This is a genomic window from Micromonospora sp. WMMD980 (assembly GCF_029626035.1).
In the GTDB taxonomy this organism is placed as follows: Bacteria; Actinomycetota; Actinomycetes; order Mycobacteriales; family Micromonosporaceae; genus Micromonospora.
On the sequence record NZ_JARUBE010000003.1, the window covers coordinates 1,015,356 to 1,033,191 of the forward strand.

General features: G+C 71.2%; 16 protein-coding genes. 4 read left to right on the plus strand and 12 right to left on the minus strand.

Going from position 1 to position 17,836, the window contains the following annotated elements:
* Positions 1 to 816, minus strand: a complete 816-nt coding sequence (locus O7618_RS05245; RefSeq protein ID WP_278104814.1) for a glucose 1-dehydrogenase — start codon at positions 814 to 816, stop codon at positions 1 to 3.
* Positions 817 to 918: 102 nt separating this feature from the next.
* Between O7618_RS05245 and O7618_RS05250 the strand changes: the two genes are divergently transcribed.
* Positions 919 to 1,980, plus strand: a complete 1,062-nt coding sequence (locus O7618_RS05250; protein ID WP_278104815.1) for a transposase — start codon at positions 919 to 921, stop codon at positions 1,978 to 1,980.
* A 261-nt stretch (positions 1,981 to 2,241) separates the two neighbouring features.
* Here O7618_RS05250 and O7618_RS05255 read toward each other — a convergent pair whose 3' ends face one another.
* Positions 2,242 to 3,798, minus strand: a complete 1,557-nt coding sequence (locus O7618_RS05255) for a S8 family serine peptidase (RefSeq protein ID WP_278104816.1) — start codon at positions 3,796 to 3,798, stop codon at positions 2,242 to 2,244.
* 297 nt (positions 3,799 to 4,095) lie between these two features.
* Positions 4,096 to 4,284, minus strand: coding sequence for a hypothetical protein (locus O7618_RS05260; protein ID WP_278104817.1), 189 nt, complete (start codon positions 4,282 to 4,284; stop codon positions 4,096 to 4,098).
* Positions 4,285 to 4,439: 155 nt separating this feature from the next.
* Here O7618_RS05260 and O7618_RS05265 point away from each other — a divergent pair, with 155 nt between their 5' ends.
* Together O7618_RS05265 and O7618_RS05270 are read left to right on the plus strand one after the other, a co-directional pair.
* On the plus strand, positions 4,440 to 5,084 hold the full coding sequence (locus O7618_RS05265; RefSeq protein WP_278104818.1) for a hypothetical protein: 645 nt from the start codon (positions 4,440 to 4,442) through the stop codon (positions 5,082 to 5,084).
* 77 nt (positions 5,085 to 5,161) lie between these two features.
* Positions 5,162 to 7,864 (plus strand): penicillin acylase family protein, encoded by a 2,703-nt coding sequence (locus O7618_RS05270; RefSeq protein WP_278104819.1) that lies wholly within the window; start codon positions 5,162 to 5,164, stop codon positions 7,862 to 7,864.
* Positions 7,865 to 8,026: 162 nt separating this feature from the next.
* On the opposite strand, the gene O7618_RS05275 is transcribed toward O7618_RS05270, so the two are convergent.
* The 4 genes from O7618_RS05275 to O7618_RS05290 are packed head-to-tail and all read right to left on the minus strand — an operon-like array spanning position 8,027 to position 10,871.
* On the minus strand, positions 8,027 to 8,371 hold the full coding sequence (locus O7618_RS05275) for a metalloregulator ArsR/SmtB family transcription factor (RefSeq protein WP_278104820.1): 345 nt from the start codon (positions 8,369 to 8,371) through the stop codon (positions 8,027 to 8,029).
* A 16-nt stretch (positions 8,372 to 8,387) separates the two neighbouring features.
* Complete coding sequence (locus O7618_RS05280; RefSeq protein ID WP_278104821.1) at positions 8,388 to 9,284, minus strand: metal ABC transporter permease; 897 nt, start codon at positions 9,282 to 9,284, stop codon at positions 8,388 to 8,390.
* Positions 9,277 to 10,110: an ABC transporter ATP-binding protein gene (locus O7618_RS05285; RefSeq protein ID WP_278104822.1), complete on the minus strand. Its 834-nt coding sequence runs from the start codon at positions 10,108 to 10,110 to the stop codon at positions 9,277 to 9,279. Before O7618_RS05285 ends, O7618_RS05280 begins: the two co-directional genes overlap by 8 nt.
* Positions 10,110 to 10,871, minus strand: a complete 762-nt coding sequence (locus tag O7618_RS05290; protein WP_278104823.1) for a zinc ABC transporter substrate-binding protein — start codon at positions 10,869 to 10,871, stop codon at positions 10,110 to 10,112. The genes O7618_RS05285 and O7618_RS05290 overlap by 1 nt, the downstream gene beginning before the upstream one ends.
* Positions 10,872 to 10,890: 19 nt before the next feature.
* Between O7618_RS05290 and O7618_RS05295 the strand changes: the two genes are divergently transcribed.
* Positions 10,891 to 11,073, plus strand: coding sequence for a hypothetical protein (locus O7618_RS05295; protein ID WP_278104824.1), 183 nt, complete (start codon positions 10,891 to 10,893; stop codon positions 11,071 to 11,073).
* 227 nt (positions 11,074 to 11,300) lie between these two features.
* Here the strand turns inward: O7618_RS05295 and O7618_RS05300 are convergent, their stop codons facing one another.
* The 5 genes from O7618_RS05300 to O7618_RS05320 all read right to left on the minus strand — a co-directional run bounded on the left by O7618_RS05300 (position 11,301) and on the right by O7618_RS05320 (position 17,794).
* Positions 11,301 to 12,911: an alpha/beta hydrolase gene (locus O7618_RS05300; protein WP_347405362.1), complete on the minus strand. Its 1,611-nt coding sequence runs from the start codon at positions 12,909 to 12,911 to the stop codon at positions 11,301 to 11,303.
* A 151-nt stretch (positions 12,912 to 13,062) separates the two neighbouring features.
* Positions 13,063 to 14,496: an ATP-binding cassette domain-containing protein gene (locus O7618_RS05305; RefSeq protein ID WP_278104826.1), complete on the minus strand. Its 1,434-nt coding sequence runs from the start codon at positions 14,494 to 14,496 to the stop codon at positions 13,063 to 13,065.
* Positions 14,493 to 15,332 carry an ABC transporter permease subunit gene (locus tag O7618_RS05310; RefSeq protein ID WP_278104827.1) on the minus strand — a complete coding sequence of 280 codons (840 nt, stop codon included), beginning with the start codon at positions 15,330 to 15,332 and terminating at the stop codon, positions 14,493 to 14,495. The genes O7618_RS05305 and O7618_RS05310 overlap by 4 nt, the downstream gene beginning before the upstream one ends.
* Positions 15,329 to 16,291: an ABC transporter permease gene (locus tag O7618_RS05315; RefSeq protein ID WP_278104828.1), complete on the minus strand. Its 963-nt coding sequence runs from the start codon at positions 16,289 to 16,291 to the stop codon at positions 15,329 to 15,331. The genes O7618_RS05310 and O7618_RS05315 overlap by 4 nt, the downstream gene beginning before the upstream one ends.
* A gap of 3 nt (positions 16,292 to 16,294) precedes the next feature.
* Positions 16,295 to 17,794 (minus strand): ABC transporter substrate-binding protein, encoded by a 1,500-nt coding sequence (locus O7618_RS05320; protein ID WP_278104829.1) that lies wholly within the window; start codon positions 17,792 to 17,794, stop codon positions 16,295 to 16,297.
* Positions 17,795 to 17,836: the final 42 nt, after the last annotated feature.

Below are 17,836 nucleotides of genomic sequence, written 5' to 3' on the forward strand. Positions count from 1 at the left end.
TCAGCCGTTGCGGCGGAAATCGGGGTACATCGTCATCCCGCCATCGACGTAGACAGTGCTGCCCGTGACATAGTCAGCCTCATCGCTGACCAGCCAGGCGACGGCCGCGGCGACGTCGGCCGGCTCGCCGATCCGGCCGTAGGGCACGGTTTCGAGGAGGGCGGAGAGTCCTTCCGCGCTGCCCCACACCGGCCGGTTGATGGCGGTCCTGATGGCTCCGGGGGCGAACGCGTTCACCCGGATGCCGAACTCGGCCACCTCCTGCGCCACGGTACGCATCAACATGCTCGCACCGCTCTTCGCCGCCGCGTAGTTGGCGTGCCCGGCCCAGGGTATGCGGTCGTGCACCGAGGTCATGGTGACGATGCTGCCGGCCGATCTGAACGGCCTTCCCGCCTTCTCCTGGACCCGGAACTGCCGCACCGCAGCGCGACAGCACAGGAACACCCCGGTGAGGTCGAGGTCGATGACCCGGTGCCAGTCGGCGAGCGTCATGTCGACGAACGGAGCGTCCTTCTGGGTCCCGGCGTTGGCGATCAGGATGTCCACCCGCCCGAAGGTGCCGACCGTCTCTGCGAACAGACGCGTCACGTCGTCCTCGTCGGAGACGTCGGCCGCGACCGTGATCGCCCGACCGCCTCCGGCGGTGATCGCCCCCGCCAGTTCCCGTGCCGCGTCCTCCTGCGCGTAATAGTTGATCACCACCGCTGCCCCGTCGCCCGCCAAGCGCCGCGCCACCTCTCGCCCGATGCCCGAGCTGGCGCCGGTGACGATGGCGGTCGCGCCGAACAACGTCCCGCCGGAGTCCCGAACCATGCCGCATTTCTAGATGATCTATTCCAAGGGGTACGGGGTGGTGAAGGGAGGCGAGGGCGTCCATGATCGACGTTGCGAAGCAACGATGACCATGGAGGCCACGTGCACGTCGATCGGGACACCCTCGCCACCGCACTGTACGTGAAGATCGACGACGTGTTGAAGTCGTCGCCCCAGCTCACCCGGTGGCGACCCGCGGTCGGGATCGCCCCGAAGATCACCGACGCCGAACTGATCACCCTCGCGGTGCTGCAAGCCCTGCTCGGCTACCACAAGGAAGCCCGCTGGATCCGTCACGCCCGCATGAACCTGACCCACCTGTTCCCCTACATCCCGAAACAGCCCGGGTACAACAAGCGGCTACGGACACTCGGCACGCAGATCACCCACCTGATCCGGGTCCTGGCCCTGGACACCGACCTGTGGCAGCACCCGGTGCGCATCGCCGACTCCACCCCGGTGGAATGCGGACGCTCCCGCGAGACCGTCACACGCTCTGACCTGGCCGGGTGGGCCACCTACGGCTACTGCGCCTCGCACTCGCGTCGCTTCTGGGGCCTGCGTCTGCACCTGGTCACCACCGTGCACGGACTGCCCGTGGCATTCGCCCTGACCACCGCCAACACCGACGGAACACCTGAGCACGAAGAAGGACACCCGCGTCGGCGACTGGGCCGCAGCCAACAACGTCGAGTTCGCCTACACACCCACCAACAGCTCCTGGCTCAACCGCATCGAGGCCCAGTTCACCGCCCTGCGCTACTTCACCCGTACGGATCGTTCCAGCGCACCCCCGAGCAGCGCGGACTGCGCAACCTGCTCGACGCTGTGGCCGTCGGTGGGACGCTCCTCGTCGTCGGCCACGACCTGGCCCCGCTTCAGCATCCGTCAGATCCCGGCGAGCAGACCCGCATGTACGACCCTGAGGCGTACGTCGGCATCGACGAGATCGCTGCCGCCCTCGCGGCTTCGGGCGACTGGCGCATCGACGTGAACGAGGCCCGTCCGCGCCCTCCGGAGCGATCAGCACACACTACGTCAAAGACGTCGTGCTGCGCACCGTCCGACTCGACCACCGCAGGAAGTAAGGACACCCGACCATCGCAAGAAGTGAACGGGAGGCGGAGCGGAGGCGCTGACCGATCAGGGCAGGCGTCCGCATGAACGTGAGGGCGCTGGCGATGGTCGGATCATCGGCGGTGAACTCGGTCGCCGCGGGCGTGCGCAGGCTGTTGTTGGTGGTGTGGAAGCCGGCGGCAACACGTCGGCTGGCCACCCCCGGTGAGGCGACCGGAGCTACCTCCCCGCGCTACTGTTTCCGCGTTGGGGCGGACACAGCCAGAAAACGACAGGTGCGGCCGGCTCGCGTGACAGCGAGCCGGCCGCGCCGTCACGGTGTTCGCTCCGTGCGGCGTGAGCGGTTGGTCAGACGGTGAGGGTCCAGGTGTTGAGGTAGCCGGTGTCGGCGGAGTAGACGTCGCGTACCTGAAGTCGCCAGGTGCCGTCGGCCGCCTCGGAGGAGAGGTTGACGGTGTAGGTGGCGTTGACGTTGTCGGCGCTGTCGGAGCCGCTGCTGTTCTTCAGCCGGTAGCTGCTGCCATCCGGGGCGAGCAGGTCGATCACCAGGTCACCCCGGTAGGTGTGGACGATGCTGACCGCGACGGTGGCGGTCGCGGAGGCGGCGCGTCCGCAGCCGGAGATGGTGATGGCGCTGGTCACGGCCGAGCCGGCGTCGGGGATGGCCACGTCGGTGCCGTTGGTGCCGGTGCAGCCGGTCGGCGGGGGCGGCGGGGTGCTGCCGTTGACGATGTAGAGCAGCTTGTTTGGTGAGCCGCTGCCGGGGTTGGTCACCACACTGCTGGTGGCGTTGGTCACCAGGTAGTCGCGGACCTGCTGCGGGGTCCAGGAGGGGTTGGCACTGGCGACCAGTGCGGCCGCGCCGACCACGTGCGGGGTCGCCATCGAGGTGCCGCTGATCGTGTTGGTGGCCGTGTCGCTGCTGTTCCAGGCCGAGGTGATCGACGAGCCGGGCGCGAAGATGTCCAGGCAGGTGCCGATGTTGGAGAACGACGAGCGGGCGTCGCTGCTGGTGGTGGAGCCGACCGTGATCCCTTCGCCTACCCGGGCGGGTGAGGTGTTGCAGGCGTTCGCACCGGAGTCATTGCCGGCGGCCAGGCCGTAGGTGACGCCGGAGGCGATGGAGTTGCGCACGGCGGTGTCCAGGGTGGTGTCGACGCCGCCGCCGAGGCTCATGTTGGCCACCGCAGGCTTGACCGCGTTGGCGGTGACCCAGTCGACGCCGGAGACGACGCCGGCGGTGGTGCCGCTGCCGGAGCAGTTGAGCACCTTCACCGCGACCAGCTGCACCCCCTTGGCCACGCCGTACGCGGAGCCGCCGACGGTGCCGGCGACGTGGGTGCCGTGGCCGTTGCAGTCGGTGTTGTTGCTGTCGACGGTGTTGGTGCCCCAGGCGGCCCGGCCGCCGAAGGTGCTGTGCGTGGTCCGGATGCCGGTGTCGATGATGTAGGCGTGCACGTTGCTCGCCGTGTTCGGGTAGGTGTAGGAGCTGTCCAGCGGCAGGTTGCGCTGGTCGATCCGGTCCAAGCCCCAGGACGGCGGGTTGGTCTGGGTGCCGCTGATCGACACGATGTGGTTCTGCTGCACGTACGCCACGGCCGGGTCGGCGGCGATCCGCGCCGCGGCGCGGGCGTCGACCCGCACCTCGAAGCCCCGCAACGCGGCCCCCCAGGTGCTGGCGACCGCCCCGCCGTGCCGGCCGGCCAACCGCCGGGCGGTGTCACCGACCCGGGCACGGGTGACCGAGGCATCCTTGAACACGACGATGTAGCTGTCGGCCACGGCGGTGGCGCCGCCCGCCTCCCGGACCACGCCGACCCGGTCGGCCGCCATAGCGGGGGTGGCCGCCATCAGCATCGTCAGAGCCGCCGCCCCGACGAGTGCGGACTTGCACGATGGACGCATCGCATTCCTCCTCCAGCCGGGCCGGGTCGTCGCGCTGCGGTAGCAGTGCGATCGACCGGCACCGATTGGTGACGATCATAGGAGTCGTTTTCCCTCCAGGTACATAGCAGATGATGGATATTTCGAGGGTATGGCGGGGCGCCGGCCGCGCCGTCGGGTGCCACGGCGCCGTGACCGGCTCTCGTCGGCTCCGTGTCGCCGCTCGGATGGCATTGCGTCCACTTCCACCGCCGCGAGCGGGCCAACGGCTACAGTAACGCTCATGAAAACGGCAATCACTAGAGTATGCCCGGAGGATCAGCGGTGAAGGTCGCCTTCGTCGGCAAGGGTGGCAGCGGCAAGACGACGCTCGCCGCCATGGTCACCCGTCACCTCGTGGGCCGCGGCCCCGTGCTGGCCATCGATGCCGACATCAACCAGCATCTGGCGGTGGCCCTCGGCGCGCCTGCCTCCGTCGCTGCGCAGCTGCCGCCGCTCGGGGAGCACCTGTCCGAGATCAAGGAGTACCTGCGGGGGACGAACCCGCGGATCGGCTCCGCCGCCGAGATGGTGAAGACGACCCCGCCCGGCGCCGGATCCCGGCTGCTGCGGGTGGCGGAGGACAACCCGTCTACGCCGCGTGCGTCCGGGACGTCGGCGACGTGCGCGTCGCGGCGACCGGGGCCTTCACCGCGGAGGACCTCGGTGTCTCCTGCTACCACTCCAAGGTCGGTGCGGTGGAGTTGCTGCTCAACCACCTGCTCGACGGGCCGGGGGAGTACGTGGTGGTGGACATGACCGCCGGGGCCGACTCGTTCGCCTCCGGCTTGTTCACCCGCTTCGACCGCACCTTCCTGGTCTGCGAGCCGACCCTGCGCAGCGTCGGTGTCTACCTGCAGTACGCCGGCTACGCCCGCGACTACGGTGTCGCCCTGTCCGTGGTCGGCAACAAGGTCGAGGACGCCTCGGACGTGGACTTCCTCCGCGAGCACGTCGGCGCCGATCTCCTCACCTGGGTGAGCCGGTCGGCATACGTGCGGCGGGCCGAGCGCGGCGCGGTCGAGCCGCTGTCACAGCTGGAGCCGGCCAACCGGGCGGTCCTGGCCCAGCTCGCCGACGCGGTGGACGACACCGTGCAGGACTGGGATGGCTTCACCCGCCATGCCCACGAGTTCCACCGCCGCAACGCCGCCGCGTGGGCCAACGACCGCACCGGTGTCGACCTCACCGCCCAGATCGACCCCGACTTCCAGCTCAGCCGGGTCCGGTCGGGCGTCCCCGACGCGGTATCCGCCCGGATCTGCTGATCGGGGCGGTCGCCGCGGGCGACCCGATTCTCGGGCGCAGGGGCTGGGGCTGGGGCTGGGCACTAGCATCTCGCGACATGAGTGCCGTACACCTTCCCTGGGCCCGGGTGCGCAAGGTCGCCCTCTGGGCGGTGGCAGTCCTCCTGGTGCTGAGCCTCGCGCTCGCCGTCGCCGCGGTCTGGGCGGTCCGCCGCGCGTTCCCGCAGCAGGACGGCGCGCTGCGGCTCCCCGGACTGACCTCGCCCGTCACCGTGCACCGCGACGGCCACGGCATTCCCCAGGTGTACGCGAAGACCAGCGACGACCTGTTCCGTGCCCAGGGCTACCTGCACGCGCAGGACAGGTTCTGGGAGATGGACTTCCGCCGCCACGTCACCGGTGGCCGACTGGCCGAGCTGTTCGGGGAGAGCCAGGTCGAGACCGACAGCTACCTGCGCACAATGGGCTGGCGCCGGGTCGCCGAGCAGGAGTGGCAGCTCCTGTCTCCGGACGCCCGGCGGCATCTGCAGGTGTACGCCGACGGCGTGAACGCCTGGCTCGCCGACCACGACGGGGGCCGGGCGAGCCTGGAGTACACGGTGCTCGGGCTGCAGAACTCCGGCTACACGATCGAGCAGTGGAGCCCGGTGGACAGTCTCGCCTGGCTCAAGGCGATGGCGTGGGACCTGCGGGGCAACATGGACACCGAGATCGCCCGCGCGGCGCTGCTCGCCGCCGGACTGACGCGTCCGCAGGTCGAACAGCTCTACCCGGCCTACCCGTACGACCGGAACTCACCCATCGTCGACGGGGGAGCCGTCGTAGGTGGCGTCTTCGACCAGGACGCCGGGCCCGTCCCGTCCGGTGCCCCGACGGCGCCCACCAGCGGCGGCGGTCAGGGCGGCGGCGGCCCGGACGAAGCCGGGACCGGCGGCGGTGGCACCGTCGCCGCGCGGACCGTCACCGAGCTGGCCGAGGGCCTGTCCCGGCTGCCGGTCATGCTTGGCGACGGCGGCTCGGGCATCGGCTCGAACTCGTGGGTCATCGGTGGACGGCTGACCGCCACCGGCAAGCCGATCCTGGCCAACGACCCACACCTGAGCCCGAGCATGCCCGGCATCTGGTATCAGATGGGTCTGCACTGCGAGTGCGCGTTCGACGTCGCCGGGTTCACGTTCGCCGGCGTCCCCGGCGTGGTCATCGGCCACAACGCCCGGATCGCCTGGGGCTTCACCAACCTCGACCCCGACGTGACCGACCTGTATCTCGAGCGGGTGGACGGCGACCGGGTGCAGGTCGACGGCGAATGGCTGCCCCTTCAGACCCGCACCGAGACCATCGAGGTCGCGGGCGGCAAGCCGGTGTCGATCACGGTACGCACGTCCCGGCACGGTCCGCTGCTGTCGGACGCGTCGGCGTCGCTGCGGGACATCGGCCGCCGGCCTCCGGTCGACCCGGCCGGCTCGCCGGCCGGCGTGGCCGCCAGCCCGCAGCTCGTTCCCGGGCGTCCGGCACCGGACAGCGGGACTCGGGGCGACGGCTACGCCATCGCCCTGAGCTGGACGGCGCTGCGGCCGGGTCGGACCGCGGAGGCTCTCTTCGCCCTCAACACCGCGGCGAACTGGACCGAGTTCCGCGCCGCCGCCGCGTTGTTCGAGGTGCCCGCACAGAACATCGTGTACGCCGACGTGGCCGGCAACATCGGCTACCAGTCCCCCGGTCGGATCCCGGTGCGCGGCAAGGGCGACGGGAGGTGGATGAGCCCGGGCTGGGATTCGGCGTACGACTGGAAGGGTTTCATTCCCTTCGCCGAGCTACCGAGCGTCCTCAACCCGCCCGGCGGCTACCTGGTCACCGCCAATCAGGCCGTCGTCGGCCCCGGCTACCCGCGCCTGCTGACCAGCGACTGGTCGTACGGCTACCGCAGCCAGCGCATCCGCGACATGATCACGTCAGCGCCCGGCGCGATCAGCGTGGCGGACGTGCAGCGCACGCAGTTCGACAACCGCAACGGCTTCGCGCCGACCCTCGTACCGGCGGTCGTCGACGCTCTCGGCGCGGCGACCGACCCGTCCGACGACGCCCGCGTCACCGCCACCGGCCTGTGGAAGGACTGGGACTTCCAGCAGCCTGCCGACGGCCCCTCCGGCAGCGCCGACGCGCGCCGGTCCGCCGCGGCCGCGTACTACAACGCGACCTGGCGCCACCTGCTCGCCGGCATCTTCGACGAGCTGCCCGCGAGCTACCGGCCCGACGGCGGCGACCGGTGGTTCGAAGTGGTGCGGGGACTGCTCGCCCAGCCCGGGTCCCCGTGGTGGGATCGCCAGGACACCCCGGCCGTCGAGCGGCGCGACGACATCCTGCGCTCGGCGGCGGCCGAGGCAGCCGCGGAGCTCCGCCGCGATCAGGGCGACCGGCCCGCCGACTGGCGGTGGGGTCGGATGCACATCCTGACCGCACGCAACCAGACCTTCGGCTCGTCGGGTGTCGGGCCCGTCGAGTGGCTGTTCAACGCCGACCCGGTCGGGGTGTCGGGCGGCGACGCGATCGTCAACGCGACGGGCTGGGATGCCGCCGCGGGCTACGAGGTCGACGCCGTGCCGTCCATGCGGATGATCGTCGACCTGGCCGACCTCGACGCCTCCCGGTGGATCCAGCTGACCGGCAACTCCGGGCACGCGTTCCACCGCAACTACGACGATCAGTTGCCGCTGTGGCGCGCCGGCCAGACCCTGCCGATGCGCTGGGACCGGGCCGCCGTCACGGATGCGGCGACCCAGACGCTGACCCTGCGACCGTGACGTCGTCGCCCGACAGGGTCCGATCGGTCACGAGGCGTCCGCCCGACGAGCGCCGCGAACCGGATCGATGCGAGTTCCGGGACAGTCTCTACGGCGGCCCGGCCCCGTCACGGGCGGATTCGACTTCACCGGGGGCCCACCCCCGGTGGGTCGTCGGCGGGATCAGTGCCGTGGCAGGGCTCCGCGGACCTGGTGCCCCGGTTCGCCGCCGGTCCCGGTCGTGACGAGGATGGCGCGCACCAGCAGGACGGCCGACGGGGTCGCGACGTACCGGACGTGGTTTGCGCTCCGGTGACGGCGGACGAGACCGGCGACCCGGAGGTGCCGTAGGTGTTTGGCGACCGTGGTGCATCCGACGCCGAGCCGTCCGGCCAGTTCGCCGGCCGTCGCCTCCCGATCGATGACCTCCAGGACCACCCGCAGGCGGATGGGCGAGGCGAGGGCCTGAAGAACGGCGGCGGCGGTCTCTATCGGCTCCTTCCCGGTGCTGCGGTCGCTCTCTGCCATTCGGCCGGTCCCGACCTCAGCGCGCCCCCGCGGACAGCGGGACCTCGGCGCGCCCGAGGGTGGCCCAACCGCGCCGGTGACGTCGTGCGCCGAGGATCCGGCAGACGATGTAGATCGTGAACGAGATCGTGGTGACGTAGGGGCTGATGGGAATGCTGCTGCCCAGGGCGAGCAGGATGCCGCCGACGACGGAGCCGACGGCGAACAGAACGCTGAGCACAGTGACGAGCGGCGGGGACGCCGTGACCCGCATCGCGGCCGCGGCGGGTGTGACGACGACGCTCAGCACCAGCAGCGCACCGACGATCTGCACCGACATGGCGACGGTCAGACCCAGCAGCAGCATGAACACCGACGACAGCGCCGCGACCGGCACGCCGCGCCCGGCGGCCAGCTCTGGATCGACGCTGGCGAAGGCGAGCGGGCGCCAGATCACCAGCAGGCCGATCAGGACCACGGTCGAGGTCACCAGCATCCAGGACAGCTGTGGGGTGTCCACGGCGACGATCTGACCGGTCAGCAGCCCGAACTTGTTCGCCGAACGGCCCTGGTAGAGCGCGAGGAACAACACGCCGAGACCCAGACCGAAGGGCATGAGAGCGCCGATGATGGAGTTGCGGTCCCGGGCCCGGCTGCCCAGCATCCCGATCACCAGGGCGGCGAGGACGGAGCCGAGCAGGGATCCGAGCACGACGTTCGCGCCGAGCAGCAGCGCTCCGGACGCGCCGGCGAACGACAGCTCACTGATGCCGTGCACGGCGAACGGCATGTCGCGCATCATCACGAACGTGCTGATCAACCCACCGACGAGACCCAGCACCGCGCCGGCGATGATCGAGTTGTGGACGAGACCGAGCAGCTCGCCGTAGTCGGAGAAGTTGAAGACGCGGTCCCACAGCCCGGGGTCAGACATGCTCCGCCCCGACCTCGGCGCCGTCGTGGTGATGGTGCGACTCGTCGGCCGGCGGAATGCCCGCGACGAGGATCCGTCCGTTGACGCGAAGCACCTCGATCGGTACCCCGTACAGGTCGGAGAGCGTCGCCGAGGTGAACACCTCCTGCACCGTTCCGCTGCGGAACCCGCCGTCGGCCAGGTAGAGAACGCGGTCCACGTAGGGCAGCACCGGGTTGATCTCGTGCGTGACGAACACGACGGCGGTTCCCTTCTCCCGGCGTCGCCGGTCGACCAACGCGGTGATGGTCTGCTGGCTGCGCAGGTCCAGTGAGAGCAGCGGTTCGTCGCAGAGCAGCAGGCGCGGGTCGGCCACCAGTGCCTGCGCGACGCGGATCCGCTGTTGTTCGCCGCCGGAGAGCAGTCCGACAGGCATGTCGGCGAACGCGGCGGCGTCGACCGAGCCGAGCGCCGCCGCGATCCGCGCGTCCCGCCCCGGGCGGCGGCCCAGGCCCCAACGGTGTCCGTCGAGGCCCTGCCCGACCACGTCGCGGGCGCGCAGCGGCGTCAGCGGATCGATGCGCCGCTGCTGCGGCACGTATCCGATGTCGTCCGCGCCGCGCCGCGGTGGCCGACCGGACACACGCAGCCGACCCGCGCTGAGACGCTGGAGCCCGAGGATCGCGCGGACCAGACTGGTCTTGCCCGACCCGTTGGCGCCGAGGACGGCGATGAACTCGCCGGCCTCGACGCGCAGGGAGAGCCCCGACCAGAGCCGCCGCGGGCCGAAACCCAGCCCGGCATCCTCGAACTCCAGCACCGGGACCGCGCGGGAGCCGTCCGGCATCAGCCCAGCGCGGTCTTGACGGCGGCGAGGTTCCCGCTCATCCACGAGAGGTAGTCCTTGCCGGCCGGCAGCGTCTCGGTGACCGGGACCACGCCGACGGTGTTGGCCTTGGCCGCCTGGAGCACCTTCTCGGTCTCCGGTCCGGTCGTCTGCTCGTTGTAGGCCAGCAGCTTGACCTGCTTGCCGGTGAACAGGGCGAGGGTCTCCTTCAGGGTGCCGGCGGAGACGTCGGTGCCCTCCTCGATGGCCTCGCTGAACTCTTCCGGAGTCTTGTTGACCAGGCCGCACGCGTCCAGCAGGTAGCCCGGCACCGGCTCGGTGATCGCCACCCCGGCGCCGCCGTGCGCCGCCTTGATCTCGCCTTCGGTGGCTTCCAGATCCTTGAGCTTCTGCTTGAAGGTCGTCGCGTTGGCGGTGAACGTCGCGGCGTCGCCGGGCGCCGCGGTGGAGAGCGCGCCGACGATCTGGTCGGCCAGCTTGCCCATCGACGGCAGGTCGTACCAGACGTGCTCGTTGAGCTCCTCGCCGCCGGTCGCCGCCTTGCCGGAGATCTCGACGGCGTTGAGCACCTTGGCGTCACTGTCGGCGGCCTTGAGCATCGTGTCGACGAAGTCGTCGTAGCCGCCACCGTTCTCGATCACCAGGTCGGCCTTCGACAGCTCGAGCTGGGTGCGGGTGTTCGCCTCGTAGGAGTGCGGATCGGCAGACGGGTCACTGATGATCGACGTGATCGTCGCCTTGTCGCCGGCGATCTGCCGCACGATGTCACCGTAGACGTTGGTGGACGCGACCACCGAGATGCCTGTCGATCCTGACGCCCCGGAGGAGGGCGCCGCCGCGTCGCCGTCGGAGGACGATCCGCAACCCGCACCGAGCATCGTCACCGAGATCAGGGCTGCGCTGAGAAGACCTGCGCGCTTATCGAACACCGGAACCGCCGCCTTTCCACGTCCGGTCAGTTGAAAAAGAGGTTCATTACCAGCAGGACGGTAGTGGCGAGGCGTGCGTGTCACAAGTCTATCGGAAGTGATTTCCATTATTATTGTTGCTTTGTGATATGACGATGTGTGCACCACTGGATGCCCGGCGCCCGGTGCGACGCGTCGGCGCCGGGGCCGGTGGGGCGAGGCGGGTGGTCGGTGGGACGCGATGCCCGAGGCGGTGGGCCGCCGCCTCGGGCATCGCGTGGATCAGCGTGCTCCGATCAGCTTCTGCAGTTCCCGCCGATCGGCGTCGACGCCCGTGTCCGGGCGTGCCGAGCGGGTGGCGATCGCCGCCGGGTCCGGTTGCGGCAGCGGGTCGCACTGCACGTCCGAGCGCCGGCCGCCGAGCCGCCTCGGTAGTTCACCGCTGGCCAGGTACGTGGCGATGGTGTCGTCGACACACGCCACGCCGCTGAGCGAGCCGGAGTGGGTGGTGCCCCCGACGCCCTCGACGAGCACCGCTCCCGGGAAGCGGCTGCGCACCTCCAGCGCTCCTGGATACGGCGTGGCGGCGTCGAGCGTTTCGTTGATCAGCAGGACACCGCCGACCTTGCTGCCGTCGACCGTCACCGGCTTGCCGACCTGGCCGTCCCACCAGATGCAGGGCGCGTTGAACCAGGCGTTGCCCCACGTCTCGAAGGGCGCCTTGGCGAAGGTGCGCCAGTTGTCGGCCCGCCAGCGATTCCAGCTCTTCGGCCACTGCACGTCGGTGCACTGCACGCCCAGGTAGACGGCGAAGCCGTTGTCCGCGCCCGGGCCCTGCGCGTTGGACGCGTCGTACAGCTCCTTGAGGGTGTGCCAGTCTCCGTCGCGCACCCACCCGGCGAACGCCTGGGCGACCTCCTCCCAGCCGAACACGTAGTAGCCGGCCTGCAGGAAGATGTCGGTCCACTCGTCCGGCCCGATGATGCCGCCGGCCGGGTTCTTGAGGAGCTTGAGCTGCTGGGCGTAGAAGAGCCGTTCCACGGCCCGACCAGACGTCCCGAGGTGGTAGACGGCGTCGTTGCGGGCGATCCAGTCGAAATAGATCTTGATGTTGCGGTCGAACGCGACGTCCTGGTCGAGGTTGGCCTGGTACCAGACCTTGCGGGGGTCGACGTTGCCGTCGAGCACCATCCGGCGGACCCGCTGCGGGAACAGGGTGGCGTAGACCTGGCCGAGGTAGGTGCCGTAGGAGAAGCCGTAGTAGTTGATCTGGTTGCGGCCGAGCGCCTTGCGGATGCTCTCCATGTCCCGCACGGTGTCGGTGGTCTTCAGGTGGCCCAGCAGGTCGCCCCCGGCCTTCGCGCACGCCTCCGCGTACCCCTTCGAGCGCTGCAGCCAGGTGCGCTCCAGGTTGGGGGTGGCCGGCACGTAGAACGGCCGGTTGTAGGAGAAGTAGTCGCCGTCGCAGGCCAGCGCCGGCTGCGAGGAGCCGACCCCGCGCGGGTCGAAACCGATCCAGTCGTACGCGTCCCCCGCGCCGTTGGGCACGTACTCGCCCAGCACGGAGAGGGTGAGACCGGACCCGCCGGGGCCGCCCGGGTTGACCAGCATGACGCCCTGGTACTGCGCCTCCGGCGTCTTGTGGCTGATCCGGGAGACAGCCAGCTTGATCTTCTTGCCCCGAGGGCGGGCGTAGTCGAGGGGTACCTCGACGAACCCGCACTGGCCGCCCCGGCGCTGGAGGCCAGGGCTGGCGCACTCGCCCCACGCGATCGGCGGCGGCGTGTACGACGCCTCGGTGGTGCGGGGTGCGGGCGTCGCCTGTGCGGCACCGCCGGGTGCGACGCCGAGGATCAGCCCGGCGATGGCGGTGGCCGCCATGAGTCGTTTCATTCCGTCCCTTTCGGAGCTTCTCGCCGGACGTCGCGGTGGCCGGCGTCGTGGCGAGTCTGCTCTTCACCGGCACCGTTGAGAAGGGGTGGGCGTCGATCCGGTGCGTCGGGTGCGACCGAACGGCTGCGGCCGGGCCCACGCCTCGGTGGAGTCACCGCAGTTGTCCGTCGGCGAGGGTGAGGACGCGGTCGGCGCGGGCCGCGAGGTGGCCGGAATGGGTGACGAGCACGACGGGAGTGCCGTCGCGGCGGCGGAGGTGGTCGATCGTGTCCAGGACGTGGGCCTCGGTGTCGCGGTCGAGGGAGGCGGTGGACTCGTCGCAGACGAGCACGGCGGGCGCGGCGGCGACTGCCCGGGCGAGCGCGACGCGATGGCGTTGACCGCCGCTGAGCCGATCGGGCGTGCGGTCGAGGACCTCGGCCGCGAGCGCGAACCGCTCGACGATCTCCTCCAGCGTCCAACCGGCCGGACGACCCCGCCGGGGGTTCGCGGCAAGCGCCCGGGTGAGCGTGCGACGGACGGTTTCGTGCGGGTTCAGGGCCGCGCGGGCGTCCTGGCCGACGTAGGCGAGGTACGGCTGACCGGTACGCGCGCGGTCGGCCGCGTCCCAGCTCACCGGCGTGCCGTCGACCAACAGTCGTCCGGCGGCCGGAGGGGCGAGCCCGCAGAGCGCCCGCGCCAACGAGGTCTTGCCGCTGCCGGACGTCCCCCGGATGGCGAGGATCTCGCCGACGTCGACCCGTGCGCCGGCGTCGTCGAGAACCCGCAGCGCACCGTGCCGGACCGTCACCCCCTCGAAGGCGAGGGCGGCGCGAACCGTACCGTTTCCGGGTGGCGGGGTCGCCGTCACCGAGGTGGACGCCGCGGCGCGTGCCGGTGCGGGGGCCGGAGCATGACGCCGGGCGGGGGAGAGTCGGCCCCGGTCCATCACGAGCGTCTCGTCGGCGATCCGGTTTACGAGGGCCAGGTCGTGGCTGATCAGCAGGACCGCCGGCCGCCAGGGCAGCCCGGTGAACCGTTGACTAACCCGCAGCGCGGTGTCGGGGTCCAGGCCGCTGGTGGGCTCGTCGAGCAGGATCAGCGCCGGCCGGGTGACAAGCGTCCATGTCAGCACCCCACGCTGGGCCTGTCCTCCGGACAACTGACCCGGATAGCGGTGCAGGAGCGGCGGGTCGAGGGCGGCATCGCGAGCGGCCTGCTCGATCCGCGCGGCCCTGGCCGCCCGGTCGTCCTGCGGCCAGGCGATCCGGGCGGCGGTGCGTAGTTGCGCCCCGAGGCGACGCCGGGGGTCCAACGCGCTGGCCGGATCTTGCGGGACGTAGCCGGTCGTCCGGCCGCGTAGTCGGCGCCGGCCCGCGGGGGAGAAGGGGTCGACGCCGTCCACCTCGACGCTGCCGGCCTCGCGGCGGAGCCCTCGGCCGAGGTGTCCGAGCAGGCCGAGCGCGAGCGTGGTCTTGCCGGACCCGGACGGCCCGACGAGGCCGGTCACCCGGCCCGAGGTCAGCTCCAGGCCGACCGCGTCCAGGATGCGGCTGCCGTCCGGCGCGGTGACGGTGAGCCCGCGTACCCGGGCGACCATGCTCATGCGGTCTGTCCGATCCGGTCGGGGCCGATGCGGCCGCCCCCGGCTTCGCCGAGAACCGGACCGGCGAGGTGGTCGAGGAGGATCGTGACGCCGACGGCGAGCGCGATGAGCAGCACGGCGGGGACCAGCACCGGCAGCGGGTTGGTCGTGAGCCCGGAGCTGTTCTCCTGGACCATGCGCCCCCAGTTCGCGGCCGGAGCGCCGGTACCCAGGCCGAGGAACCCCGCGGTGGCGGCGAGCTGGACCGAGGCGACGAACCGGATCCCGGCCTCGGCGAGTGCGGTGGGGGCCAGGCCGGGCAGCACGTCGTGGCGCAGTCGGGCGACGAAGGCGTCCCCCCTGGCCTGCGCCGCTCGGGCGTAGTCCGTGGCGACCAGGGCGGCGACGCGTTCCCGGAGCACCCGCACCGAGAAGGGGATGCTCACCAGGACACTCGCCGCGACGACTGCGGCCCCGCTGCCGGGGGCGCCGGCGGCGAGCACGAGGAGCAGCAGGATCGCCGGCAGGGCGGCGAGCGCGTCGACGGTGCGCACCGTGAGCCGGGCGGCCCGGCGACGGCGGGTCATTCCCGCCCACGTGCCGAGGCCGAGGCCGATCAGGCTGCCGATCGTCGTGGCGACCGTGGCCTGGACGATCAGCGCCCGGCCCCCGTCGAGGACACGGGCGAGCACGTCCCTGCCGAGCACGTCGGTACCCAGGACGTGCGTGCCGGACCAGGGCTCGTACGGCCCGGCGACCGGCGCGGTCGGGCTGGCGGCGGGTACCCAGGGTCCGATCACGGCGACGGCGAGCACGAGCAGGGGCGGCACCGTGCTCAGCAGGCGTCGTGCGGTCACCGGGCCCCCGCCGGGGAGTGCGACCGGTGACGATCCAGCAGCGCGGCGAGGAGGTCGCCGGCAAGCAGGATCATCAACGTCGCGGCGCCGAGTGCCAGGCTCAGGCCCTGCACCAGTGGCACGTCCCGTTCGGCCACGGCCCGGGTCAGCTCGAAGCCGACGCCGGGCACGTTGAACAGCGTCTCCACCACGACGCTGCCGCCGAGCAGACCGGCGAGCATGATCGCCAGGCCGTGCAGCGCGGGTGCCGCGGCGTTGGAGACCACGGTCCAGAGGTAGCGGGAGCCGCGGACGCCGTTGAGACGGGCGAACTCGGCGAAGCCGGTCGCGGCCGTCTGCGCGACCGATGCGCGCAGTAGCCGCATCGTCGCGCCGAATCCGCCGAGGGCGAGGGCGAGCGCCGGCAGGGCCACCAGGTCCGGGTGTTGCCAGAGCTCGTCACCGGCGGGCACCAGGGCAACCGCCGGCAGCACCGGCCACCACGCGGTGAACACCACGAGCAGGCCGGTGGCCAGCAGGAAGTCCGACGAACCGACGAGCCCGAGCGTGGTCGCGCTCAGCACCCGGTCCAGCCGGCCGCCCACGCGTAGTCCCGCCGCGACGCCCAGCGCTCCGGCGAGCACCAGGATCAGCGCCGCCGCCGGAACCAGCACCGCGAGGCTTGCCGTCAGCCGGTCGGTGATGATCTCACCGATGCCCCGTCCGGTGACGAGCGAAGCGCCCAGATCGCCGCGGGCGGCATCGCCGATCCAGTCGAGGTAGCGCTCGTACGCGGGGCGGTCGAGCCCGAGCGAGACGCGGATCGCGTCCCGCTCGGCGTCGGTGGCGTTCGGGCCCGACGTCGTGCCGACCGCGTCGCCGGGCAGGACCTCGGTCGCCCAGAACACCACGGCGGACAGGACGGTGAGGGTCGCCGCCGCGGCGGCGACCCTCAACGCCAGCCATCCGGCCAGTCGCACCCGTCAGCTCCGCATGGTGGCGCGGGACAGGTCGGGGAACTGCAGGTTCCGCACGCCGCCGACGCGGTCGGAGGCGGCGTTGATCGTGGGGACGAACACCGGTGCGATCTGGTCGCCCTTCTCCCACAGCAGCTTCTGCGCCTGGTGCGACGCGGCCGTCCGCTGCTCCTTGGTTCCGGCGCTGCGCGCCTTGAGCACGAGTGCGTCCACGTCCGGGAACGTGCCCGGCGTGTGGTTGATCTCGAAGAACGCGGGCGGGGTGTACCCGGCCCGGAACGGCCAGGAGAGGTAGGCGGGGTAGTCGGCGAACAGTTGCCCGGCCGGGAGTTCCCGCACGGTGGCCTGGACGCCGATCGCCCGCAGGTCCTCGACGATGAGCGTCGCCGTCTCCATCATCCCGGGCAGCTCCGGCCCGGCGGTGAGCTCGACCTTCACGCCGCTCGCGCCGGCTGCGGCCAGCAGTTCCTTCGCCCGCTGCGGGTCATGGGCGCGCTGGGGGAGCGAGCTGTCGTACGAGGGGAAGCCGAGCGCGGGCAGGTCGTTGCCGACGAACGCCCGGCCGTAGTAGACGGTCTTCACGATCCGCTCACGGTCGACCGCCAAGCGGAACGCCTCGCGTACCCGGGGATCGTCGAACGGCTTGGCCTTGACGTTCATCGTGTACTGGAGGTAGGCGGCGTACGGCAGCTCACTGCTGGTGATCTCGATCCCGTCGACGCTGTCCAGCGTCTGTGCCTGAGCCGGCCCGACCCCACTGACGAAGTCGACCTGGCCCTGTCGAAGCGCGTTCACCCGAGCCGTGCCGTCGGGGATCGAGAGCAACTCGATCCGCTCCAGCGACGGCGCCTCGCCGTAGTACTTGCCGTTGCGCTTGAGCAGCGTCGACCGGCCGGGCTCGAAGGTGGACACCGTGAAGGGACCGGAGGAGGGCATGTCCGGGGTGAACTCGGTCGTCCCGTCGGGGATGGCGAGCATGCTCTGGCAGATCACCTCGCGCCCGTCGGCGATCGGCGACAGCGTCGGCAGGAGCACGGTGGACGCGTCCGGGGCGGAGGCCGCGTCCACGTTGAAGTTCCGCGAGATCAACTTCGTGAAGGGCAGCCCCTTCAACAGCGTCGGCGCGCGCAGCGAGTACAACACGTCCGCGGACGTCAGAGCCTTTCCGTTGCTGAACGTCACTCCGTCGCGCACCCGCAACGTGTACGTCTTGAGGTCGTCGGAGACCGTGATCGACTCGACGACGCCGTACGAGACGCCGTCCGGTGCCTTCGGGTCGAGCTCGCACAGCGGGGCGTGCACCAGCTTCGCCCGGACGTAGTCGAGGGCGGTCGGGCCGACCAGGTAGTTGAGTGTCTCGCTGGAACCGCCGCCGGCGAACGCCGCGCGAAGCGTCCCGCCGGTGGACGCCGCCCCGTCGTCGGTGTCCGCCGAGCATCCCGCCGCCGCAAGGATCGCTGCCGCGGCGACGACCGCGGCCAGTCTGCGTCCCGTGGTCGGAACCATCCCTCACCATCACTCTCGTTGTCGACCACGAAGATCGCGGCC